Source organism: Vibrio sp. E150_011 (assembly GCF_053544015.1).
On record NZ_JBHFOL010000003.1, the window covers coordinates 216,364 to 240,574 of the forward strand.

Here is a 24,211-nt window from a genome sequence, read left to right on the forward strand (position 1 = left end):
AAGAGCTTATATATCAGTAACCCCCACACTATAACCGCGATTAATCAGTTAGAAAAGGGCGGAGTCCAAAGCTAGAAATATTTGACACATAACAGGATTTTTTTTGTGCAAATATCGTATTATGAGCCATCTGAAGTATAAATTAACGGAAAAACCGCGTGTTAGACAAGATTCGAAGTCAACTAGTTAAAAACGCAGCACAAATTTTGCGATCTCCAGTCCATTTTCTGCCAACCAAAATTCAGAACATGGCATTGTCTGAAGCACTAAAAATCGTTTTTAAAGAATCACTTGAAGATGGTGACTTTGAATTTCTTGAAGATAAGTGGTTAAAAGTCCATATTCGTGATCTAAACCTCAGTTGGTATATTTCTTATGTGGACGAAAAGCTGTTGGTTGCAGAGCAACCTCAATCTGATGACGTGAGTTTCAGTGGTAATTTGAACGATTTAGTACTCATTGCTGGTCGTAAAGAAGATCCGGATACTCTCTTTTTTCAACGTCGTTTGAGTATCGAAGGTGACACGGAGCTGGGACTTGAAGTTAAAAACTTGATGGACAGCGTTGATCTCGATGCATTACCTAACACCATGCTAAGTGCATTGAATCACCTTGCCGATTTTGTTTATAAAGGCACGCAATCATCAACGGCTGAAAACGAGGTTACCCATGCTTATTCGAACTGAAGCCCCGTCTGATATCTTAGTCATTGATCGATTACTTAAGTCGGTATTTGACTCAGATGCTGAAGCAAATCTTGTGATGTCCTTAAGAGAAAATAGCAAGCTGACCTTGTCTCTGATTGCCTGTACTGATGAAGGTGAAGTGATTGGTCACGTTCTTTTTACACCTGTGTGTGTGGATGGTGAAGATTATGCTTGGCAAGGGCTTGCGCCACTTGCTGTGAATGCTGACCACCAAGGGAATGGGGTAGCGACGGCGCTATTGAAAGAGGCATTTGAGACCCTACCAGAACTGGGCTACCCAGCGTGTGTCGTGTTAGGGGATCCTAAGTTTTATGGTCGATTTGGATTTCAATCGGCATCCGACTTCGGACTCTCTTGTCAGTGGGAGGTGCCTGAAGGAGCATTTCAAGCCCGTTCGCTGACCGAGCAACCATTGTCAGCCTTATTTACAGCAGGCACAGGGTTGGTTGATTACAGCTCTGAATTTAACGAATTATAGTAAAATACCCGTAGCATAGATTTCTTTGAACGAGGAAATCTATGTCTTATTCTCGGCACCGTTGCTGTTATGAAAACGGGGCGAGGTATCACGTAATCTTGTGCTAAAACTCGGTTGGATCCTGACGGCTTGATGCCGGCTAGGCGAGGGATGGTTGGTGATTCACATAAGCTTTGTTAAACTTCGCGTCGATAGATGACAGACCAATGAGTGAACCATGCCACGAGATAACGTAAAGCTGCAATTGATGGGCATCCAAACTTGGGAGTTAACGCATCCCGAACGGCTGTCAGTGCAACCAAAGCAGACCTTAACCTTGCCTCAAGAGTGCGAGCTGCTTTTTGTTTCTCCAGTGAAGCCAGAAAACGAAACAGCGTTGTTTTATCAAAAGATTCTCAAAGCGATGAAGCTTGATATTGCATGCTCTCAGCACATTACGCCTGAACAATTATTGCATCTAGACGGTGCTCATATACCTAAGTGGCTATGGTTTGCAGGCGATGACCGTGCTGATGAGCGTTATCAACAATTGCTGTCGTTACGTACTTTTATTACTCAACCTAACCAACTCATTTCTCCGCTATTAACCAATATTGATGGTAATGATGCAGAAAGACGAGCCCTTTGGAATCAAATCCGTTCTTATGCCTAATATAGAATTTCTCGCGCTTAGCCCAGATCACGTTACCGCCATCCTTGAAATAGAACGCCAAGCCCATTCGCATCCATGGAAGGCGTCTATGATTGAGGAGACGAATGGTCGGGGAGCACAAAATGCAGTCATGCTGGTTGATGGTCACCTTGTTGGCTACTTTTATGCTCAGAATATCGTTGGTGAGGTATCATTATTGAACGTAGCGATTGCCCCAAAATGGCAAGGTCAAGGCTATGGTAGAGCGCTAATCGAACACTTTCTTGAGCAGTGTCAGAAAACGGGTGCGGAAAGTGCCTGGCTAGAAGTGCGTGAAAGTAATCAATCCGCGATACGACTTTACTTGGCCGAAGGTTTTAATGAGGTGGATCGCCGCAAGGATTATTACCCAACGGATAACGGTCGTGAAGATGGCATTATCATGAGTTATTATTTTATGTTTGGTATGTAGTACTTTTATCGTTTCCAGTCCGCGCCCTTCCACCGATCACCTTTTATTCGAAATCCTGCAATTTCTTGCCTCAACTGACGGTTGTGGCGAGTTTTGTTGGCTCAAACTATCTAACTGTCATATAGGTTACATTACCCTTAGTTACTTTTAATTGAGGTATGCGTCGGCATAATTCCCGTTAATTATTGATACCAATGGGAACTGACCATGAACCGATTATCAGCACTATCACTTTTTGTATTGAGTGGTGCAGCGATTAATGCTTATGCAACTGAAGAGCAAGTGAATGATCCTGCTGACGTTACTCGTCCACAAACTTACTTGAAAGTTGACTCCGGCGCGAAAGGTAAAGACGGCCTAACGCGACTGCAATTAAACATGGCCGGCTCTTACACTGAAAGCATTGGGTATCTTGCTCAGTTGGAGGGCGATTTCCAAACCAATGTTGATGCAGATACCAAAAATGGTAAATCGCCAGATTTTGGTATGTCTCGTGTTCGTGCTCGTTACTTCCAGGTTCATTCAACCGGTTTTGAACTACTACCTGAAATTGGTTTCTCGCTCGACTATATCGATTATGCCAATAATTGGGTGGTAAAAGACACAGGGGCGAATAATACCGTTGCCGTTGGAGCAGTGGCCAAGGTCATCACACCATTTGAGTCTTGGGTTTCTTATCCCAACGTGGCTATCATGCGAAATGCTTACGATAACGGTAAATCTGGTGATGGCTGGCAGGCAAACTGGTTTAACTCTTTTTACCTAACAGAGAAAGGCTCATACATTACGGTTAACCCGCAATATGCGAATTACAAGAATGCCTTTGGGCAGAATGAGCAGTCGCTTGAAATGATGATGGAAGGTGGAGTGCCATTATCATCAGATGGCAGTGTTTGGGGGAACGTCACGTATTCTGAACATTTCTTTAAAGCAGCTGGAGAATCACGAATGAAGCATCTGGATGGTAATCGAGAGGTACGTATCGGCGCTACCTGGTTCTTCTAAATCTCATTTATTCTATTTATCTGTAATGATGTGGATGCGCGATGCTAAGGCAAGGATGCCTTATTACTCTCTGTGATTACTTTCTGTTATTACATTCGGTTATTTACCTCTGTTATCACTCTCCCTTTTATCCATGAATCAATAGGTTTTTACTGCCTGTGTTACTGGATCGATCCCAGTTTGTAACTGCGATTTAACGACGGAGTCCGCTACCATCTTTTCTCACCGATTATCACCACTATGAGGAAACACATATGGCAGTGCCATTTCACTTAACAGATAAGGTTATTGTCGTCATCGGTGGAACCTCCGGTATTGGTGAAGCGACAGCGTTGCGGCTGCATAACGCCGGCGGTCGTCTAGTCATTGCTGGTCTCGATGCTGTGGCTTCGAAAAATAGGTCGTTAGATGCCCTGTATATAGATGTTGATGTGACCGATGAAATTGCTATTAGCGAGCTCATGGCCATTACCTTCGAACACTTTGGGCGCATCGATGTATTGGTGAATTGCGCCGGTTCTACCAATGGCTACAGTACGATAATGGAATCTAAAAAAGCCGAATACGATGCCAATTATGCTGTGAATGCGTTAGGAACCGCATTGGCAATTAAACACGCGGTGCCTTATATGCCATTCAAATCAAGCATTATTAATGTGGCCTCTTCGGCGGGGACGTCGGGTGTTCCTTACCTTGGCGCTCTTGCGAGCTCGAAGTGGGCTGTACTTGGTATTACTAAAACGGCGGCGTTAGAGCTTGGAAATAAACAGATCAGAGTGAATGCGGTTTGTCCCACGTCCGTTGATACCCCCCGTGCCCACGCTGAAGGTGGTGAACCTCAGTTACGAATGGAACAAAGAGCGGTGCCTTTGGGGAGAATTGGCCAACCAGAAGAAGTTGCCGCAGTAATACATTTTCTCGCCTCGCAAGACAGTAGCTTCGTTAATGGACAGGCTATTGGTGTCGATGGCGGTTTTAGTGCTGGAATGAGTATTGATGCTTATAACCAGCTTGCTCAATAGTAGGAAGAGTATGTGATGAAATTAAAAATGATCTTAACGTTAGTGTTATCCCTGCTGAGCTTTCAAAGCCTAGCGTATTATTGCGACCAGACAGCAGAGGGCGCTGTAGTCGGTGCGGTTGATGGCGCAATCACTGGCGCGGTTGTTGGTGGAATTGTCGATGGTTCACATGGTGCTAAAGCAGGCGCGATCATTGGTGGTGGTGCGGGTGCTGTCGGAGGAGCCGTTGATGGTGCTTACTATGAAGGTGCTTGTGAGGTTGCGACCGATGTTATCGTTGAGGATGAAATTATTGCCGAAGAATACATTGCTGAAGAGTACATCGAAGAAGAGTACATCGCGGAAGAAATCATAGAAGAAGAGTATATTGAAGAGGAATACTATGATGACGTACTTTATGATTAATTATTGGTGATAGGGATTGTCAACGAATAACGGCGAGCAGGGGCTTGCCGTTATTCGTTTAGTACAAAAAGATTATAATCGGTCAAGTGCCAGCAACAGTTTGTTTTTAATCTCAGGGCTCGCAATAAACGCCCCTAAATAACGGGCTTCATTACCTTCAAAGTCAGGACGAAGTTGCAGCATTTCTTTATAGCTCGCTTGTGCTTGTTTGAATTCACCTTTTTGTACTTGAATAATAGCCTTTAACATAGGCACCCAAAATAGACGTCTAAGTGACAGCTTACTGACGGATTTTTCCGCGCCATCATAATCATCGAGCATGATTTGATGCACAATTGTTGCGATAGAGAACCAAGGGGGTCTAAACGGGTTGAGCGCTTTTGAATTAGTAATTAGTGCTAATCCCCGCTCAAACTCACCCGCCATACATAAAGCCCAACCACATAAACCAATCTGATAGGCCGCATTGGGATTAATGTCGATAACCTTGTTGACGGTTTCGATAATGCCAGAGATATCTTCTTTTATCTGGTGCGCCATGAGCATGGCGATTTGTGACTCTTGGTTGTTGGGCTCCAGCTCTACGGCACGCTTAGCGTAGCTGAGTCCAGTTTCAACCGCATTGTCACTGTTTCCCATTCCCAGCATCTCTGCATCGAAATACAAGACCGCAAGCATGGCATGTAACAATGCTACGTAAGGCTCACGCTCGACGGCGCTTAGCAAGGCTTGAGTCGCGAGCTGGTGGGTTTCCTCTGAAAGCGTCATTAAATAATGTCGGTAACGCAATGTCGCTTCATATGTGGATAGGTGTTCAATCTTTTTCTGATTACAGCTTTGGTAAATTTCACGATGAATGATGCCGAAACTTGAAGCCAGCTCAGCAACAACTTCCGCAATAATCTCATCTTGAACCGAAAATAAGTCATCGGTCGTTAGATCGCAGGTGTATTTTTCCGCCCAGACTTGCTCGCCACTATCCGTTCGATAAAGTTTCGCATAGATTCGAATCTTGTTGCCTAAAGCTTGCATGGTGCCAGAGGTAATGAAGGAAACATCGAGTTCTTTGCCAAGGCCTTTGATATCAGAAGAGGTCCTAGGGTCGAGGCTATTTTCGCCTAACGCATGCATAGACACGACTTTTAGCATATCAAAGCGAGCGAGTTCAGTTGCAAGTTCTTCACCGAAGCCCTCAGCAAAAAATCGTTTTTCAGGATCATCAGACAAAGATAGAAAAGGCAGAACGGTAATCGTTGGGCTTAGATCTTGTTGGTTGTCTCGAGCTATCTGTGCCAAGGTTGCTGTTTGTCGGACGGCTTGCGGCGTTTGTGGGGTAAAAACAGGGCTATAGCGACCTTTTGGTATCGCTAAGAAAAGTGGATCGTTCACCCCTTCCGTTAGGTAATAAGTCTCAAGCGTTCGTCGGACTCTTCCTGCTTGGATCCTTACAATAGGGTCGGCTTGATGATCGAATTCTGCATCACGGTCAAAGACCTCTGTTGCAATCGTAAACTGTTTCAAACGATCGCCTTTACCCGCCAAGGTCTGCTCCACGACAAAAGTCAGTAGCTCTTTCATTTTTGGGCTTTGATCAAACGCCTTACTGGAAAGAATGCGATTTAACTGATCTTTCACTCGGGTTTGATTTTCTTCAATTCGAATATCTAATGGAGCTTGTTCTGACACAGTATCGACTCTCTTCTCTATTGATCCGCCTATTTTGCCATTATAAGACATCCAAAAATAGCCATGAGTTCACTGTTTTGATGCGTAAACAGAGGCCGAATGTAACTAATAAATCGATAGGTGCCTAAAAAATGACTAGGTGCTTCGATTAATCGCTCACATTGGGAAAACGTGGAGACCTTAATAATAGCATTTGTAAAAAGGATGGGTCATGTACGTTTATTTGCAACATGCATGTTAAGGAAGATTGTCGATGGTCTACGATAATAGCTAATGAGTGGGCTTTGCTGTTCTTTATGTTGAATAGTAGGTATGCGTGCGATGTCATATCTCTCTAATGATTGTCAAAGATGGTGGTTTGGATAACAATAAGTCGTTGAGAAAATAGAGCAAAATGACGAGTGCGGATACTATTTAGAGTCAATTGTCTCAACATTGAATGCACACAAGGAGGTGTTTTTGAGAATATCATCAGCGAGCTTTATCTGCGCAGGATTGATTTGCGCTCCCTCAATGGCTTTTGACCAGTTTATCGATCCGACAGATGGTATGTTTGATGCTAGTTCGTGGGTGTTAGACAATGCTGTCGGCTTTATGCCTGTTCCTATTATCATCACCGATCCTGCTGTCGGTGCAGGTGGCGGGGCGGCACTGATGTTCTTTCATGAATCGGAAGCGCGAGAGCGACAGCGCAAAGAACATCCAGATGAGATCGCTGGTCTGCCACCTAGCGTGACCGCGGTGGCCGCCGCTGCGACGGAAAACGGTACTTGGCTCACCGGTGCGTTCCATTTCGGTTCATGGAAAGAAGATACCTGGCGCTATCAAGGTGGGCTGTTTTATGGTTCGTTTAATCTTAAATATTATGTTCGAGATTATCCACTCGATTTTAATATTGATGGTCTGTATTTCATGCAGGATATCGATTATCGAATTGCAGGTTCAGATTGGTTTATTGGTGCTAAGTACGCAATACTTTCTTCAAAAACGACCTTTGATCTTGGTAACGATATCGTCAACCTTCCCCCTATCGATTTTGATATGAATGATGCAAATGTTGAACTCAAAGTAACCTACGATAGCCGCGATAGCATCTTTACACCGAATGATGGCTTGAAAGCTAAGTTGGGTACTGAGTTTCACAATCAATCTTTTGGCGGTGATTTGGATTATCGTAAGACACGACTTCAACTGAATTATTTTACGCCCGTTATCCCTGATGTCGTGGTTGGCCTTCGTGGTGATTATCAGACCGTCACCGATGATGCGCCATACTACGCAAGACCTTTTATTAACATGCGCGGTATCCCTGCTATGCGTTACCAAGGTGATGACATGGCATTGGTTGAGCTAGAAGCTCGCTATGATATTACGCCACGTTGGTCATTGATCGGTTTTACTGGCACGGGTAAAGCGTTTGACGAAGGCCAAAATTTTTCCGATGCGACGTATCGAACCATGGTCGGTGGTGGATTTCGATATTTAGTGGCTCGTCAGCTCAACATGCGAGCTGGAGTTGATGTCGCCAAGGGGCCGGAGGAGTGGGCGTACTACATCACTGTCGGCCATGCTTGGTCGCTATAGAAGAGGTGAGTAATTGTAAGTGATGGCAGGTAAGTAATAACTCCGAATCACGATATTTGACTGAGCGTTGAGCCGATAACACCAGGGATTGTTGACTTTAAAAAAGTATTCATTGAGAAAACCAACAGGATCGGTGAAAATAGCGCCCATTATTTTATCGACGCCTTCGAATAGCCTCGCACAGTTTACCGTGCCTGCAATTAGCTGTTCTACAACTCAAGAAGATCGAGATACATGTCAAATCAATTTCAGCAAGAAGTGTCTAAACGTAGAACGTTTGCAATCATTTCTCACCCGGATGCGGGTAAAACCACGATTACCGAAAAAGTACTTTTGTTCGGAAATGCAATCCAAAAAGCGGGTACCGTAAAGGGCCGTGGCTCTAACCAGCATGCAAAATCTGACTGGATGGAGATGGAGAAAGAACGTGGTATCTCGGTCACGACATCGGTGATGCAATTTCCATATAACGATTGTCTTGTTAACCTTTTAGATACTCCTGGACACGAAGATTTCTCGGAAGATACTTACCGTACACTGACTGCTGTTGACTCATGTCTGATGGTTATCGATGCGGCAAAAGGTGTCGAAGATCGTACTCGTAAATTGATGGAAGTGACGCGCCTACGTGACACCCCTATCGTGACGTTTATGAACAAACTTGACCGTGATGTTCGTGACCCAATGGAAGTGCTAGATGAAGTAGAAAGCGAGCTTGGTATGGCTTGTGCGCCAATCTCATGGCCAATTGGTTGCGGTAAAGAATTTAAAGGCGTTTACCACATCCACCGTGATGAAACGATCTTATACGAATCTGGTCATGGTCATGAAATCCAAGACGTTCGAATCATTAAAGGTTTAGACAACCCTGAACTTGATGTAGCAGTCGGCGAAGACTTAGCGGAAAGCGTGCGTGAAGAGCTTGAACTAGTTATTGGCGCGTGTCCTGAGTTTGATCTCGATTTATTCCTTGCTGGTGAATTAACACCTGTTTATTTTGGTACGGCATTGGGCAACTTCGGTGTTGACCACATGCTAGATGGCCTGACGAAGTGGGCGCCAGGCCCTCAAACGCGTCAAGCGATCGAGCGTGATGTTGAAGCGACAGAAGAAAAGTTCTCAGGATTTGTGTTTAAAATCCAAGCCAACATGGATCCAAAACACCGTGACCGTATTGCCTTTATGCGTATTGTATCGGGTACTTACAACCAAGGTATGAAGATGAACCATGTTCGTACTGGTAAAAATGTCAGTATTTCGGATGCGGTGACGTTTATGGCTGGTGATCGTTCTCGAGCTGAAAAAGCATTTGCTGGCGATATTATTGGTCTGCATAACCACGGTACGATTCAGATTGGTGATACTTTTACTCAAGGTGAAAGCCTGAAGTTCTCTGGTATTCCAAACTTTGCACCGGAGTTATTCCGACGCATCCGCTTACGTGATCCTCTTAAGCAAAAGCAGTTGCTTAAAGGTTTAGTACAGCTTTCTGAAGAGGGGGCTGTACAGGTGTTCCGTCCACTCCAAAACAATGACCTTATCGTTGGCGCGGTAGGTGTGCTTCAGTTTGATGTGGTTGTGGCGCGCTTAAAAGCGGAGTACAACGTTGAGGCGATCTATGAGAGTGTTAACGTAGCAACGGCACGTTGGGTTGAGTGTGATGATGTTAAGATACTTGAAGAGTTCAAGCGTAAGAGCCAACAAAACTTGGCGCTTGATGGCGGTGATAACTTGAGCTACGTTGCCCCAACGATGGTGAATCTAAACCTAGCACAAGAGCGCTTCCCTGAAGTGAAATTCCGAGCTACACGTGAACACTAATTAGGATAGCTTTTTAGTTACCACGGCTTGTATAGAGAAAAAGCGCTCACCAGAGCGCTTTTTTATGCGTAAATTTTAATCGTGCAATAACCCGTTAGATTGGTTCATTGAGCGAAAATGATTAACTCATTTTTCACGCAATGAACACAACGACTTATATTGCTACTCGCGCTCTTTTGAGTACGGGACACCAATTGCCTTGGGGGCGATGGCTTTGCCAATAAAGCCGGCGAGTAGGAAGACGGTCAGGATATACGGAACGGCTTCAATCGCTTGAACTGGAATAGGGAAATCACCAATTTTGACGCCCTGCATGCGAATTGCCAATGCATCAAGGAAACCAAATAATAGACAAGCACCCATAGCCGTAAACGGTCGCCACTTACCAAAAATCAGCGCAGCGAGAGCCATGTAGCCCTTACCAGCACTCATGTTAGGAATAAATTGAGCCGTTTGAGCAACAGATAAGTAGACACCACCAATCCCCACTAATACCCCGCAAATAGCCACTGCCGCATAACGCATACGCACCACGGAAATACCAGCGGTGTCCACTGCAGAAGGGGATTCACCGACTGCGCGAAGTCTAAGACCAAATCGGGTCCTAAATAGCAAATACCAGGCAGCCGGTACCGTTATGATAGTCAAATAGACTAATACAGAGTGACCGCTGATTAGCTCTGAGTAAACCAAACCAATAACCGGTACGTCCGCGAGTGCGTCTGCGCCGGGAAGTGTGATTGGCGCAAAACGCGCGTCGCCTGATAATGATGGCGTTTGACCACCTTGACTAAACCAGTGACGCCCAAGCGTAACCGTTAAACCTGCGGCAAGAATGTTGATCGCCATACCACTGACCACCTGATCACCACGGTGTGTGATGGAGGCAAAGCCATGCAGTAACGCGAGCAATACTGAGATGCCAACACCAGCAAATAAGCCAAGCCATGCAGAGCCCGTGACATGTGCCGTTGCTGCGCCTGCAAAGGCTGACGCCAATAACTTACCTTCTAGTGCAATATTGACGATGCCAGCTCGTTCACAAAACATGCCAGCGAGCGACGCCAATATTAAGGGGGTTGCTACCCTTAAGGTTGCATCGAGCATGAGAATAATCGTTTCAAACATAATTACGCGACTCCCTTCTCTGCGTCGACATTGGGCTTAGTAAATAGCCTTAAGTAGGTTTTCTCTAGTGATGGTCGGAACATATGTTCTAATGCGCCAGAGAACAAGATGACCAACCCTTGTAATACCACAACGATATTTCTGTCCACGCCATACTCGAAGCTTAGTTCTGCACCGCCTTGATAGAGAAAGCCAAACAGTAAGCTGGCAAGCAAAACACCGACAGGGTGATTTCGTCCCATTAGTGCGACTGCAATACCCGTAAAACCAAAGCCTTCTACAAAATTAAGTTTTATTTGATGTAACTCGCCCTGCAATACATTCAAGCCAAAGAAACCGGCAAGCATACCTGAGATCAACATCGTGATAATGATGGTCTTGCTGTAGTTGATGCCGGCGTAACCTGCTGCTGATGGGTTAGCTCCGACAGCGCGAATCTCATAGCCCCAACGAGAGTGCCACATGAACAGCCATACAAATACGCAGCAAAGGAGTGCAAACACAAAGCTTAGATTCATTGGGCTCGGCGCGATATGGATACCAAATACCGCGAAGACCTCATGCATTTTTGGCAGCCAGCTACTGACAGCAAACACACGACTTTCAGTCGCCATGGTGTTGTCGGGTTTGAGGACCTCAACTAATAGGTACGCCATGAATGACGCAGCAATGAAGTTGAACATAATAGTGGTGATGACAATGTGCGAGCCGCGCTTGGCTTGCAGGTAAGCAGGAATAAAAGCCCAAGCCGCCCCAAACAGCCCACCCGCTAAAATCGCGACGGGGAAGGTAATGTACCAAGGCGCATATTCGCCAAGAGTGAGGCAGACAAGGCCAACACCTAATCCACCAATGTACGCTTGCCCTTCGCCACCGATGTTAAATAGACCGGCATGAAAGGCGATAGAAACCGCAAGACCGGTAAAGATAAATCCCGTTGCGTAATACATGGTATAACCGAACCCTTCGGCATAACCAAATGCACCAGTCCACATGACTTTTGCTGCGTCAACTGGACTAATATCGATATACATAAACAGCAGTGCTGATACCAAGAATGCGACCAGCACATTAATGGCGGGCAGTAGTGCCATGGTTACCCAAGCGGGTACTTTTGCTTGGCTCATGCCACTTCTCCCTGTGTTGATTGCTCTTTTTTAGTCTTTAGATGGTCCGGCATAATGTTGGCCATCATCAAACCGAGCGTTTTCTCATCGGCCTCATCAACCGAGATTTCACCTACAATTGCGCCATCAAATACAACCAGGATCCGATCGGAAAGCGTCAGGATCTCATCCAGTTCAACGGAAACGAGCAATACCGCTTTGTCTTCATCTCGAGCAGCGATGATCTGTTGATGGATATATTCTATTGCGCCGATATCGACGCCACGAGTGGGCTGACCAACGAGTAAGATGTCGGGATTTTGTTCCATCTCGCGAGCAATGACTAATTTTTGCTGGTTACCACCAGAAAAGTTGGCGGTTTTTAACGTGGTGTCGTTAGGACGCACATCCCATTTGTCCATGCTGGCTTGGCAGCTTTGTTTGATGGCTTTCTTATCTTGCAGCAATCCGTTGTTGTATTGCGGAAGATGATGGTAACCGAGGATGTAGGCCTCTTGTGCATCAAACTTGTTAATGAGCCCTTGTTTGTGACGATCTTCGGGAATATGACCGACGCCAATGGCACGCACTTGCTGTGGATTGAGCGGATTGAGTTTATCGAGGGTACGGTTATTGATGTGCATTGAACCAGAGTGTGGTTGTAAGATCCCTGCCAACAATCCGAGTATTTCTGATTGACCATTACCAGAGACACCCGCGATACCAACTACTTCGCCTTGCTTTACACCGAAGCTGACGCTTTTGACACGTTCGACACCAGCGTCGTCAAAGTACTGTAGGTTTTTGACCGTGATCAGTTGTTTTTTCGGTGAGGAAGCCGCTTTATCGATTGAGAGTCTGACCTTTCGGCCTACCATGAACTCAGCCAATTGTTCTTTGTTTGTTTCAGACGTCACGACGTGCTCTACCATAGTGCCTTGACGCATGACAGAGATATTATCGGTAATAGCAAGAACCTCACGCAGTTTATGGGTGATGATCATTATGGTCGTGCCTTGCGCTCTTAATTTATCGAGAATGCGAAACAAATGATCCGCTTCTTGTGGGGTGAGTACCCCTGTCGGTTCATCGAGTATCAAGATCTTGGCGCCACGATAGAGTGCCTTTAGGATCTCTACTCGCTGCTGAAGGCCCACCGGTAGGCTTCCTACGGTGGCATCAAGCGGAACCTCTAGGCCATAGTCTTTGGCGAGCGCTTTTAGCTTTTTGCGTGCCTTGCCTAAGCTCTCTTCTAGTTTCCAGCCGTCTTCTGCACCGAGTACAATGTTTTCTAGTACCGAAAAGGTTTCTACCAACATAAAGTGTTGGTGCACCATGCCAATACCCGATTGGATAGCTTCTTGGGAGTTGCTTGGTTTATATGCCTTACCATTTACCCACATTGCACCCTCGTCGGCATGGTAGAAGCCGTAGATGATGCTCATTAACGTGGACTTGCCAGCGCCATTTTCACCAATGATGCCGTGAATAGTGCCCTTGGGAACACGAAGATCGATATCACGATTGGCATGTACTGCGCCAAAGCGTTTATTGATGTCCTTGAGTTCGATGGCAATCGATTGTCCTTGTGTCACGAGATACTGCCTTATATTTTCTAGCGCGGCGGATGGTTGTGCCGACTATTGACTCACTGTGAAATACCTAAAGATTATTAATTTATTTTTAATAGGTCGTGTCTTTTTTAAGATGATGGTTTATTGGGTGAGTGATGGATTGATACGCCGCTGTTTTTAGGCAGCGGCGTATCAATCATTGGCGAGACACTTGGTCTAGCGGCTCATTCTGATATTGGTTAAACCTGAATTGTTATTATTACTCAGTGCCTAGGGCTACTGAGTTCTGATAATTATCAGATTAATAGCTATCAGATTAATAGTTACACGTGTTGTCGGACATGTAGTCATGCACTTGGATGTTACCAGCGATGATTTCTGCTTGAAGCTCATCAAGGTAGGTTTTCATCTCTGGTGTGATGAGGTCTTTGTTGTAGTCATCATAAGCCCACTCCACAGCGCCTTCTTTAAGGCCTAGGACCTTAACACCGGCTTCCCATGAACCTTGCTCTGCTTGTTCCCAAGAGTTGTACGCCGCTACACCGACCTTCTTAACCATGGACGTTAACATGGTGCCTGGCTGAAGATGGTTTTGGTTTGAGTCAACACCAATCGCGAACTTACCGCCATCTTTGGCAGCTTGATAGACGCCCATACCTGTGCCGCCAGCTGCCGCATAGATAACATCTACACCTTTAGAGAACTGAGATTTAGCAAGCTCTGAGCCTTTCGCTGGATCAGCAAACGCAGCAGGGGTTGAGCCTGTCATATTTTGGAACGTTTCAATGTTAGGATTCGCGTATTGTGCGCCTTGACGATAACCACACTCAAACTTACGAATCAGTGGAATGTCCATACCACCAACAAAGCCAACTTTAGCGGTCTTTGATGCTTTAGCTGCCAGCGCACCTACGAGGAAAGAGCCTTCGTGTTCTTTGAATACGATAGACTGAACGTTTGGTTTATCAACGACCATATCAATGATAGTGAATTGAATGTCTGGAAATTCAGTCGCGACCTTTTCAACCGCCGATGCCATATTGAAACCAACGGCAACAATAGGAGTAAAACCACGGCTAGCAAGACGACGAAGGCCTTGTTCACGTTGCGCTTCATTTTGAGGCTCAAATTCACGAACCTTAACGCCTTTATCGGCATTGAAAGGTTTTACACCATTTTGAAAAACAGCTTCATTAAACGACTTGTCGAATTTTCCTGCTGTATCGTAAACCACCGCTGGCTTGGCTGCGAATGCGCTGAAAGATGAGACCGCCACTGCTAGTGCGGAGAGTTTTAGAATAGTTTTTTTCACGTTCAGTTCCCTTGTGGTGTCAGATGATGGGGATACCATTGACGAATCGATAGGCTAGGCCTGTCCTGCTATAAGTGCCTAGAAATTGTTCGCTTGTAAACTCAACCGCGTCATGCTTTGCTGAATTTACAAACAATAAGAAACATTTTATCGTTTGCGTGATGGAAAAAAAACCGCTTCTATCACAGCGTTGAGTGGTAAATCACAACTTAATGATAAAACTCTAACTATTGGCTATCCTTTATATAACAAGCTATTGAGTGATTTAAGTTGCAATCGATTACATTGTTTTGAAGAGAGAAACTGCATGCAAAAAATGTGGCGAAATTGGTTAAAAAAGTACGATAACTGGTGTCAGTCGATGGGTCTAACGCCAGAAAATAAACGCAGCTGTGTCCCCTACAAAAAAGATCCCGTTAATGATGATTGACACCCATTGCCACCTAGATCTTGTTGCCAAACATACCGATCTTCCAGCGGTGATCAGTGAAGCAAGGTTAGCCGGTGTTAAAGCGATGATTGTACCGGGTATCGATGAAAATAATTGGTCGACGGTCACCCACCTCGCGCAACAATATGATGATGTTTATTATGCGCTAGGCTACCACCCCGCGTTCCTTGATACGCTGGCCGAACATTCAATTGCAAAATTAGACGCACAAGTGACCGCAGCGCTCGAAGGCTCTAATAAGTGTGTGGCGATAGGGGAGTGTGGCTTAGATTTTTATACTATTGCGGGTATGGAAAGCGTTGAGGCATTAAAATCGCAACAAAAGCAATTATTGAAAGAGCATATCTTCATTGCTAACGCCCATCAGTTGCCGGTGATTTTGCATTGTAGAAAAGCACATCAAGATATGGTGGCATTGCTTCGACAGTGTCCGCCTAAACATGGTGGGGTAATACACGGCTTTAGTGGCAGTTATCAGCAAGCGATGGATTACGTCAATTTAGGCATCTCTATTGGCGTCGGTGGTGTGATTTCTTATGAGCGCGCAAAAAAAACCAGAGAGACGATTTCTAAATTGCCAATAGAGTGTTTATTAATCGAAACTGACGCACCAGATATGCCATTAAGTGGTTATCAAGGGCGTATCAATAAACCTAAAATGATGAAGCTGACCCTATTGGCTCTGATCATGCTTAGAAGTGAAAGTGCGCAAACGGTTACGTCACAAGTCCTAATTAATAGCAAATCACTGTTTTCAATTTGTGAGTAAAGTTGCTGTTATTTGTTAATTTAGGTTTTGTTACAGAGTTCATTTGTGACGCGACTCTCATTTTTGAATGTACGCCTTATGTGTTGAGGACGAAAGTGTGAGGGGGGTACTACTTTCTTTTCTGAGGGTTTGTATAATCGCCCCCGCTTTTGAGCTTCAACTTTTTATTACACGCCAAATAATTATATAAGGAAGTCATAAACTATGAGCCTGTTTATGAGCCTGGTTGGAATGGTAGTACTGATCGGAATCGCAGTATTATTATCAGATAACCGCAAAGCTATTAATATCAGAACAGTGGGTGGCGCATTCGCTATTCAATTTTTACTCGGTGCATTCGTACTTTACGTTCCTTGGGGACAAGAAGTGCTACGCGGATTCTCTGACGCTATTTCTAACGTCATCAACTACGGTAATGATGGTTCATCGTTCCTATTTGGTGGTCTAGTTTCAGACAAAATGTTTGAAGTGTTTGGTGGCGGTGGTTTTATCTTCGCATTCCGCGTACTACCAACACTTATTTTCTTCTCTGCATTGGTTTCTGTATTGTATTACCTAGGTGTAATGCAATGGGTTATCAAGATTCTTGGTGGTGGCTTACAAAAAGCACTGGGCACATCTCGTGCGGAATCTATGTCAGCAGCGGCTAACATCTTTGTTGGTCAAACAGAAGCTCCTCTTGTTGTTCGTCCTTTCGTGCCAAAAATGACTCAATCTGAGTTGTTCGCAGTCATGTGTGGTGGCCTTGCTTCTATCGCTGGTGGTGTTCTTGCCGGGTACGCTTCAATGGGTGTGCCAATCGAGTACTTGGTTGCAGCGTCATTTATGGCGGCACCGGGTGGTCTACTATTTGCTAAAATCATGAAACCAGAAACTGACGAGCCAATTGATCAGCTTCATGGTATGGAAGCAGAAGGCGATGACAAACCTGCTAACGTTATCGATGCAGCAGCAGGCGGCGCATCAGCGGGCCTTCAGCTAGCGCTTAACGTTGGCGCAATGCTTATTGCTTTCATTGGTCTTATCGCACTTGTGAACGGTATGCTTGGTGGCATCGGTGGTTGGTTCGGTATGCCTGAACTTCGCCTTGAATTGCTACTTGGTTGGGTATTCGCTCCTCTTGCATTCCTTATCGGTGTGCCATGGGAAGAAGCGATTGTGGCCGGTGAGTTCATCGGTATGAAAACCGTTGCGAACGAATTCGTTGCCTTTGCAAACTTCGCCCCATACCTAACAGATGCTGCACCAGTTGTATTGTCTGATAAGACAAAAGCAATCATCTCATTTGCACTTTGTGGTTTTGCGAACTTGTCTTCTATCGCAATCCTACTTGGTGGTCTAGGCAGCTTGGCGCCTAAGCGTCGCGGTGATATCGCACGCATGGGTGTTAAAGCCGTAATCGCTGGTACGCTATCAAACCTGATGGCAGCAACGATTGCAGGCTTCTGTCTTAGCCTTGCAGCAATGTAATTGCTAGTTAAGGTTATTAGTATATAGACGCCATAACACATCGCCCCGTAGCAAGAAATTGCTGCGGGGCTTTTTTGGTTTTAGGAGCAAGGAAACGCAGAATATTCATCCACGCATGCGATGAAAAAAAATGAGAATGGACTTTTTTGAGATACAAACCGTTTGCGTATTATTCACTGCTACCGTTTTGTGGAAGAGTTCTATAATGTAAAGGCTACTCAGTGATGAAAGGTCTTTGACCGTGACTCACTTAGCCCAGAACCCGTTCCTCTAAACGAAAGTAGTGGATGGATTGCAATCGGGTACTGTGCGGCGACAAGGAAAGCGATTGGCGCAAAGCGCCGAGTCTTCAAGGAACCAAGTCCGTTCATTTATTGCTGACAAGATGTCAGATAATTAATTGAATATATTGACCGGAGATAGAAATGAGCGATTTAAAAGCAGCAGCTTTACGTGCACTTAAACTGATGGACCTAACGACACTTAACGACGATGACACCGATGCAAAAGTGATCTCGTTGTGTCATGACGCAAAAACGTCAGTAGGTAATACTGCCGCAGTTTGTATTTATCCACGTTTCGTACCGATTGCGAAGAAAACGCTTCGTGAACAAGGTACGCCGGATGTTCGTATTGCTACTGTGACTAACTTCCCACATGGTAATGATGACATTGATATTGCGGTTGCTGAAACGAAAGCAGCGGTTGCATACGGTGCGGATGAAGTCGACGTCGTCTTCCCATACCGCGCTCTGATGGCTGGCAATGAAGACGTTGGCTTTGAGCTTGTTAAGCAGTGTAAAGCAGCATGTGGCGATATCCTTCTTAAAGTCATCATTGAAACGGGTGAGCTAAAAGAAGAAGCATTGATCAAGAAAGCCTCTGAAATCTGCATTAACGCTGGTGCCGATTTTATCAAAACCTCTACCGGTAAAGTGCCTGTTAACGCAACACCAGAATATGCTCGTATGATGCTTGAAGTCATTCGTGATATGGGTGTGGCGAAAACAGTCGGTTTTAAACCTGCTGGTGGCGTACGCACTGCTGAAGATGCAGCGGCCTACCTAGCGATGGCTGACGATATTCTAGGCGCAGATTGGGCTGATAACATGCACTACCGCTTTGGTGCATCAAGCCTACTAACCAACCTTCTGAATACATTAGAAGTAACGGACGAAACTGCAGATCCATCTGCATACTAATCTAACGCTTTTAGGTGGTGACGACTCTCTTGTCACCACCATTCCCTCTATACCCTATAACCCAAGCTTAGACTGGGGAGGCACTAATGTATTTACCGCAAGAAATTATTCGTAAAAAACGCGATGGCCAAGTGCTTAGCGCAGAAGAAATTAACTTTTTTATCCAAGGTGTCGCCAACGACACGGTCTCTGAAGGTCAAATTGCTGCATTTGCCATGACCATCTTTTTTAATGAAATGACTATGCCAGAACGTATTGCACTGACGTGTGCAATGCGTGACTCTGGCATGGTTATCGATTGGGGCCATATGAATTTTGGTGGCCCAATTGTGGATAAGCACTCTACTGGCGGTGTCGGTGATGTGACTTCATTAATGTTGGGTCCAATGATTGCAGCCTGCGGCGGCTTCGTTCCGATGATCTCGGGCCGTGGTTTGGGACATACCGGTGGCACACTCGATAAACTGGAATCCATTCCTGGCTACGACATCACGCCGACAAACGAGGTGTTTGGTGACGTGACCAAAGAAGCGGGTGTTGCGATTATTGGTCAAACGGGTGATTTAGCGCCGGCTGATAAGCGTGTGTACGCCACTCGTGATATCACCGCAACGGTCGATAATATCTCTTTGATTACGGCTTCGATTTTATCTAAGAAATTGGCCGCTGGTCTTGAGTCTTTGGTCATGGATGTCAAAGTCGGCTCTGGGGCGTTCATGCCCACCTATGAGGCTTCAGAAGAATTAGCAAACTCAATTGTAGCAGTGGCCAATGGTGCGGGTACGAAAACGACCGCTATTCTTACCGATATGAATCAAGTATTGGCATCGTCTGCGGGCAATGCAGTCGAAGTGCGCGAGGCGGTCCAGTTCTTAACTGGGGAATACCGTAACCCACGATTGTATGAAGTGACGATGGCGCTTTGTAGCGAAATGTTGGTGTTGGCTAAGCTGGCTGATGATAACCAACACGCTGACGCGATGTTAAACGAGGTCTTGAGCAACGGCAAAGCGGCTCAATGTTTTGGCATGATGGTCGCTGGACTAGGTGGCCCTGCAGATTTCGTAGAAAACTACGATAATTACTTAGACAAAGCAGAACTGATCAAACCGGTTTATGCCGATAATGAAGGGACGGTATCGGCTATGGATACTCGTGCTATTGGTATGGCGGTTGTGGGAATGGGTGGAGGTCGTCGTGTGGCAACGGATACCATCGACTACGCGGTCGGTTTTGATCAATTTATTAGACTTGGTGAGCAAGCTGGCGCAGACAAACCACTAGCGGTTATCCATGCACGCAGTGAAGCGCAATGGCAAGAAGCGGCAAACGCACTGAAAGCGGCAATAACAGTGAGCGATAAACCTTATTCAGCAACCCCATGTGTGTACCGCCATATTCGTGCGGAAGACTTAGCATAGGGTGGGAGAGAGATTATGAAACGAGCATTTATTTTAGTATTAGATTCATTTGGTATTGGCGCCGCAGGTGACGCGGAAAAATTTGGTGATGTAGGCTCTGATACTATGGGTCATATCGCTGAGCATTGTGCTTCAGGACTAGCAGACAATGAGTACCGTCAAGGCCCATTAACGATTCCAAACCTATCTAAGCTTGGCTTCGCCATGGCGCATAAAGAATCAACCGGTCGTCTTGCTGCTGGTTTAAGTGATGAGGTTGAAATCATCGGTGCCTATGGGCATGCGGCGGAGCTATCGTCAGGCAAAGATACGCCCTCTGGACATTGGGAAATTGCTGGTGTACCGGTATTGTTTGACTGGGGTTATTTTTCAGATAAAGACAATGCATTCCCTAAAGTATTGACTGATCGTATTCTTGAGCGTGCAGGCCTTTCTGGTTTCTTGGGTAATTGCCATGCTTCAGGCACACAAGTATTGGATGATCTCGGTGAAGAGCACATGAAAACCGGTTTGCCGATTTTCTATACCTCTGCTGATTCTGTTTTCCAAATAGCGTGTCATGAAGAGACATTCGGTCTAGATCGCTTGCTTGAGCTTTGCCAGATCGCCAGAGAAGAGTTAGCGGACTACAATATTGGGCGTGTCATCGCGCGACCTTTTGTTGGAACGGGCAAAGGTCAATTTGAGCGTACGGGTAATCGACGAGACTTGTCGGTAGAGCCACCGGCGGCGACGATATTGCAAAAGCTTGTGGAAGAAAAGCAAGGGCAAGTGCATTCGATTGGCAAGATCTCTGATATCTACGCTGGTTGTGGTATCACGCAAAAAACCAAAGCCACAGGGATCCCTGCGCTGTTCGACGCAACAAAAGAAGCCATTAAAGTGGCGGGTGATAACACGATTGTTTTCACTAACTTTGTTGATTTTGATTCGGCGTATGGCCACCGACGCGATGTGGCCGGTTATGCGGCGGCATTAGAGTACTTTGATAGCCGAATCAATGAAGTGATCGCTTTGATGGAAGATGATGATGTCATGATATTAACCGCCGATCACGGCTGTGACCCTACGTGGCCGGGATCGGATCATACACGTGAACATATCCCTGTTATCGTTTACGGGAAAAAGGTACCGGCAGGCTCATTGGGCTTGCGTGATACGTTTGCAGATATTGGACAAAGCTTAGCAACGTACTTTGGTACGTCTGATATGGACTATGGTAAAAGCTTTCTTTAATACGGATTTACTTGTTAACAAACGATAGGTGCGCTGTATTGTCACAGTACGTGGAGACATCGCACCCGTTATAGATCGAGCAAACAAGCCCAGATGGTCGTCTGCGCTTGTTGTTGATTAAGAGCCAATGAGAGGTTTTTAATCGAACTTACTTTCCCACTTATAGATAAGGATGAACGAATGGCTACTCCTCATATTAATGCTGAAATGGGCGATTTTGCAGATGTTGTATTGATGCCTGGTGACCCGATTCGCGCCAAGTATATTGCTGATACCTTTCTTGATGACGTGGTTCAGGTTTGTGACGTTCGTTGTATGTATGGTTACACCGGAACGTACAAAGGGCGTCGAATTTCTGTGATGGGTCATGGTATGGGTATCCCATCGTGTTCTATTTATGTGACGGAATTAATCAAAGATTTTGGTGTGAAGAAGATCATTCGTGTTGGTAGTTGTGGCGCGGTAAATGAGAGCATTAAAGTTCGTGATGTTGTCATTGGTATGGGAGCGTGTACCGATTCCAAAGTGAATCGAATTCGCTTTAAAGGTCATGATTTTGCGGCGATTGCAGACTATGGCATGGTTAGAAATGCAGAGTTGGCAGCAAAAGCACGTGGTATTGATGTTAAAGTGGGGAATCTTTTCTCCGCTGAACTTTTTTACACGCCGGACCCTGAAATGTTCGATGTGATGGACAAATACGGTATCGTCGGTGTCGAAATGGAAGCCGCTGGGATCTACGGTGTTGCCGCTGAATATGGCGCGAAAGCACTCGCGATTTGTACGGTATCGGATCACATTAAGACGGGTGAACAAACGACCTCTGATGAGCGTGCGACTACGTTTAACGAGATGATGGAAATTGCGTTGGATTCAGTACTGCTGGGCGACGAAGAGTAAATCTGTAGAGCGCTTTAGTTTTTGAAAAAGGTGCTTCAGTTTTATCAGGACGGTATATGAAACAACAAGCCTCGCATTTGCGAGGCTTTTTTTATGGCGCTTATTCTTACGGCTGCTTAAGTAACAGGTTTTCACCTTTCGTTTTCGATGGGCGACGAAGAATGACAAGCAACAAAATTCCGGAGATGAAACTCATGACGATCATCATGTACATGTAGCGATCACTTTTTCGATAGTGATGATCGGAAATCGCGGTCACTTTACCGGTCTCAAACGTAATACGCACAAAGCCAATAATGCTGTTGTCGTTGATGATGGGTTCAATGAGTTGCTGGCGGCCAATGCTGGCCGTCGAGAGCGGCGTATCTAGGCCTAATACCTCTCTGGCCGACATGGCATCAGTACTGGCGGCAACCTTAACGCCTTCGGCGTTATATACGGTGGCATCGAGCACTAATCGCTCTGTGGCTAATTGGTTCGTCAATGCGCCTAATCGCTCTTGGTCTTGATCGATGAGCATTTGTCTTGCTGATAATGATGCTTGAGATATAAGGATCTTACTCAATACCTCGAGCTGATTGTGTTGAATCTTTTCATTGCCCTTGCTGATAACAAAGCTATTTGTGGCAATAAAAAACACCATCGCACCAATTAAGCCTAAGGCGACAATACGTAAAAAGTTGCGAAACGAAAACAGTGAACCATCCATAATCTAACAAAAGTACTAAGAAATTACTGATTGGTTCATATTGAGACTTGCACAAGTAAATTGCAATAGGTTACCGTCTTAGTAACTTTCTTATAAAGGATAAGACATGGACGCTGTAAAGCCTTTAACGATTTCTAAGCGCATTCCCTTAAAGACGCGCTTTCCTGAGACGTTACTTTCTCATCAACTTGAAAAGAGCAAATCTTCTTGGATTGTATATGCCCCTTACCTCTCGGTAGACATGTTTAATGACATGGATTCTTATGTGGGGAGCCCAAGTCGTCTGCTAGATGCATGGCAGGTTGGAGAATATGAAGTTGCTTTGATGGCTGGTCGATTAACCCCAAGACATGAAGCGATATTGTCTGAACTGCAGGTGGATTTTGCAACATTGTGTGATGTGCCGGATCTTAATAAACCGGGTGTGATTGTGTTGGATATGGACTCAACTGCAATCCAAATTGAGTGCATTGATGAGATAGCAACACTCGCAGGTGTGGGGGTACAGGTCGCAGCTGTCACCGAGCGAGCGATGCAAGGTGAGCTGGATTTTGAACAAAGTTTGCGACAACGCGTAGGCGCACTGAAAGGGGCTGATGAATCGATTTTAAGTGCCGTTCGTGCAGACCTTCCAATGATGCCAGAACTGCGCGAAATGATTAAAACTTTCCAGCTTCGCGGCTGGAAAACGGCGATTGCTTCGGGTGGCTTTACGTATTTTTCTGATTTTTTAAAACAAGAATTGTCACTTGATTATGCACAATCGAATACGCTGGAGATTATTGACGGTAAACTTACCGGTGAAGTAATTGGTGATATTGTCGATGCAGAAATGAAAGCTGACATCTTGCAATCGCTTGCGGAAGAGTATGATATCGAGCCTCACAATACGATAGCCGTGGGCGATGGTGCCAACGACCTAGTAATGATGCATGCGGCCGGGTTAGGTATTGCTTATCACGCCAAACCAAAGGTTGAAGAGGCAGCGCAGGTTGCGATTCGCTTTGCAGGTTTAGGTGGGGTTGTCTGTATCCTATCGGGTCTACTCGCGAAGCAAAAACGAGTCAGTTGGTAATAGGCTCGCCATAGACAGAGTGGTTCGGTCAATTCGGCCACTCAAAA

Annotated in this window: 23 protein-coding genes; 17 read left to right on the forward strand and 6 right to left on the reverse strand. The window is 45.4% G+C overall.

Annotated elements, in window-relative coordinates; genetic code table 11:
• The first annotated feature begins 158 nt into the window (after positions 1-158).
• The 7 genes from ubiT to ACE1OE_RS07145 all read left to right on the forward strand — a co-directional run bounded on the left by ubiT (position 159) and on the right by ACE1OE_RS07145 (position 4,720).
• Positions 159-686, forward strand: coding sequence for a ubiquinone anaerobic biosynthesis accessory factor UbiT (gene ubiT / locus ACE1OE_RS07115; protein ID WP_449210569.1), 528 nt, complete (start codon positions 159-161; stop codon positions 684-686).
• Positions 670-1,185, forward strand: coding sequence for a GNAT family N-acetyltransferase (locus tag ACE1OE_RS07120; protein WP_102468390.1), 516 nt, complete (start codon positions 670-672; stop codon positions 1,183-1,185). The genes ubiT and ACE1OE_RS07120 overlap by 17 nt, the downstream gene beginning before the upstream one ends.
• Before the next feature lie 217 nt (positions 1,186-1,402).
• On the forward strand, positions 1,403-1,837 hold the full coding sequence (locus tag ACE1OE_RS07125) for a DNA polymerase III subunit psi (protein ID WP_449210570.1): 435 nt from the start codon (positions 1,403-1,405) through the stop codon (positions 1,835-1,837).
• Positions 1,830-2,288, forward strand: coding sequence for a ribosomal protein S18-alanine N-acetyltransferase (gene rimI / locus ACE1OE_RS07130; RefSeq protein WP_449210571.1), 459 nt, complete (start codon positions 1,830-1,832; stop codon positions 2,286-2,288). Before ACE1OE_RS07125 ends, rimI begins: the two co-directional genes overlap by 8 nt.
• 207 nt (positions 2,289-2,495) lie before the next feature.
• Positions 2,496-3,293, forward strand: coding sequence for a hypothetical protein (locus ACE1OE_RS07135; RefSeq protein WP_449210572.1), 798 nt, complete (start codon positions 2,496-2,498; stop codon positions 3,291-3,293).
• A 254-nt stretch (positions 3,294-3,547) separates the two neighbouring features.
• On the forward strand, positions 3,548-4,315 hold the full coding sequence (locus ACE1OE_RS07140) for an SDR family NAD(P)-dependent oxidoreductase (protein ID WP_102468394.1): 768 nt from the start codon (positions 3,548-3,550) through the stop codon (positions 4,313-4,315).
• Between the two features lie 15 nt (positions 4,316-4,330).
• The gene (locus ACE1OE_RS07145; RefSeq protein WP_102468395.1) at positions 4,331-4,720 is read left to right on the forward strand and encodes a hypothetical protein; all 390 of its coding nucleotides are present in this window, start codon (positions 4,331-4,333) and stop codon (positions 4,718-4,720) included.
• Between the two features lie 72 nt (positions 4,721-4,792).
• Here the strand turns inward: ACE1OE_RS07145 and ACE1OE_RS07150 are convergent, their stop codons facing one another.
• Positions 4,793-6,406 carry a transmembrane adenylate cyclase gene (locus ACE1OE_RS07150; RefSeq protein WP_449210573.1) on the reverse strand — a complete coding sequence of 538 codons (1,614 nt, stop codon included), beginning with the start codon at positions 6,404-6,406 and terminating at the stop codon, positions 4,793-4,795.
• 459 nt (positions 6,407-6,865) lie between these two features.
• On the opposite strand from ACE1OE_RS07150, the gene ACE1OE_RS07155 reads away from it, so the two are divergent.
• Together ACE1OE_RS07155 and prfC are read left to right on the forward strand one after the other, a co-directional pair.
• On the forward strand, positions 6,866-7,990 hold the full coding sequence (locus tag ACE1OE_RS07155; protein WP_449210574.1) for a BamA/TamA family outer membrane protein: 1,125 nt from the start codon (positions 6,866-6,868) through the stop codon (positions 7,988-7,990).
• A gap of 234 nt (positions 7,991-8,224) precedes the next feature.
• Positions 8,225-9,811: a peptide chain release factor 3 gene (gene prfC / locus ACE1OE_RS07160; RefSeq protein ID WP_102468398.1), complete on the forward strand. Its 1,587-nt coding sequence runs from the start codon at positions 8,225-8,227 to the stop codon at positions 9,809-9,811.
• Positions 9,812-9,973: 162 nt separating this feature from the next.
• On the opposite strand, the gene ACE1OE_RS07165 is transcribed toward prfC, so the two are convergent.
• The 4 genes from ACE1OE_RS07165 to ACE1OE_RS07180 form a co-directional block, all read right to left on the reverse strand.
• Positions 9,974-10,939 (reverse strand): ABC transporter permease, encoded by a 966-nt coding sequence (locus tag ACE1OE_RS07165; protein ID WP_449210575.1) that lies wholly within the window; start codon positions 10,937-10,939, stop codon positions 9,974-9,976.
• Between the two features lie 2 nt (positions 10,940-10,941).
• A complete protein-coding gene (locus ACE1OE_RS07170) occupies positions 10,942-12,066 on the reverse strand; it encodes an ABC transporter permease (RefSeq protein WP_102468400.1) in 1,125 nt (374 codons plus the stop codon).
• On the reverse strand, positions 12,063-13,640 hold the full coding sequence (locus ACE1OE_RS07175) for an ABC transporter ATP-binding protein (protein WP_449210576.1): 1,578 nt from the start codon (positions 13,638-13,640) through the stop codon (positions 12,063-12,065). Before ACE1OE_RS07175 ends, ACE1OE_RS07170 begins: the two co-directional genes overlap by 4 nt.
• Positions 13,641-13,935: 295 nt before the next feature.
• Positions 13,936-14,931, reverse strand: a complete 996-nt coding sequence (locus ACE1OE_RS07180) for a BMP family lipoprotein (RefSeq protein WP_241903234.1) — start codon at positions 14,929-14,931, stop codon at positions 13,936-13,938.
• Positions 14,932-15,238: 307 nt separating this feature from the next.
• Between ACE1OE_RS07180 and ACE1OE_RS07185 the strand changes: the two genes are divergently transcribed.
• From ACE1OE_RS07185 to deoD, 7 genes are all read left to right on the forward strand, one after another.
• Entirely contained in the window at positions 15,239-15,361 is a 123-nt protein-coding gene (locus ACE1OE_RS07185) for a DUF5363 family protein (RefSeq protein WP_449210577.1), read from the forward strand.
• Positions 15,351-16,151 (forward strand): TatD family hydrolase, encoded by an 801-nt coding sequence (locus tag ACE1OE_RS07190; RefSeq protein WP_449210578.1) that lies wholly within the window; start codon positions 15,351-15,353, stop codon positions 16,149-16,151. Before ACE1OE_RS07185 ends, ACE1OE_RS07190 begins: the two co-directional genes overlap by 11 nt.
• Before the next feature lie 204 nt (positions 16,152-16,355).
• Entirely contained in the window at positions 16,356-17,621 is a 1,266-nt protein-coding gene (locus ACE1OE_RS07195; protein WP_102468405.1) for a NupC/NupG family nucleoside CNT transporter, read from the forward strand.
• Between the two features lie 425 nt (positions 17,622-18,046).
• The gene (deoC, locus tag ACE1OE_RS07200; protein WP_102468406.1) at positions 18,047-18,823 is read left to right on the forward strand and encodes a deoxyribose-phosphate aldolase; all 777 of its coding nucleotides are present in this window, start codon (positions 18,047-18,049) and stop codon (positions 18,821-18,823) included.
• Positions 18,824-18,909: 86 nt separating this feature from the next.
• A complete protein-coding gene (deoA, locus tag ACE1OE_RS07205; protein ID WP_449210579.1) occupies positions 18,910-20,244 on the forward strand; it encodes a thymidine phosphorylase in 1,335 nt (444 codons plus the stop codon).
• 15 nt (positions 20,245-20,259) lie between these two features.
• Positions 20,260-21,480 carry a phosphopentomutase gene (locus ACE1OE_RS07210; protein ID WP_449210580.1) on the forward strand — a complete coding sequence of 407 codons (1,221 nt, stop codon included), beginning with the start codon at positions 20,260-20,262 and terminating at the stop codon, positions 21,478-21,480.
• Positions 21,481-21,660: 180 nt separating this feature from the next.
• Positions 21,661-22,380, forward strand: coding sequence for a purine-nucleoside phosphorylase (deoD, locus tag ACE1OE_RS07215; protein ID WP_102468409.1), 720 nt, complete (start codon positions 21,661-21,663; stop codon positions 22,378-22,380).
• Between the two features lie 106 nt (positions 22,381-22,486).
• Here the strand turns inward: deoD and ACE1OE_RS07220 are convergent, their stop codons facing one another.
• Positions 22,487-23,089: a YtjB family periplasmic protein gene (locus tag ACE1OE_RS07220; RefSeq protein WP_102468410.1), complete on the reverse strand. Its 603-nt coding sequence runs from the start codon at positions 23,087-23,089 to the stop codon at positions 22,487-22,489.
• A 106-nt stretch (positions 23,090-23,195) separates the two neighbouring features.
• On the opposite strand from ACE1OE_RS07220, the gene serB reads away from it, so the two are divergent.
• Positions 23,196-24,164, forward strand: coding sequence for a phosphoserine phosphatase (gene serB, locus ACE1OE_RS07225; RefSeq protein ID WP_102468411.1), 969 nt, complete (start codon positions 23,196-23,198; stop codon positions 24,162-24,164).
• The last annotated feature ends 47 nt before the right edge of the window (positions 24,165-24,211 follow it).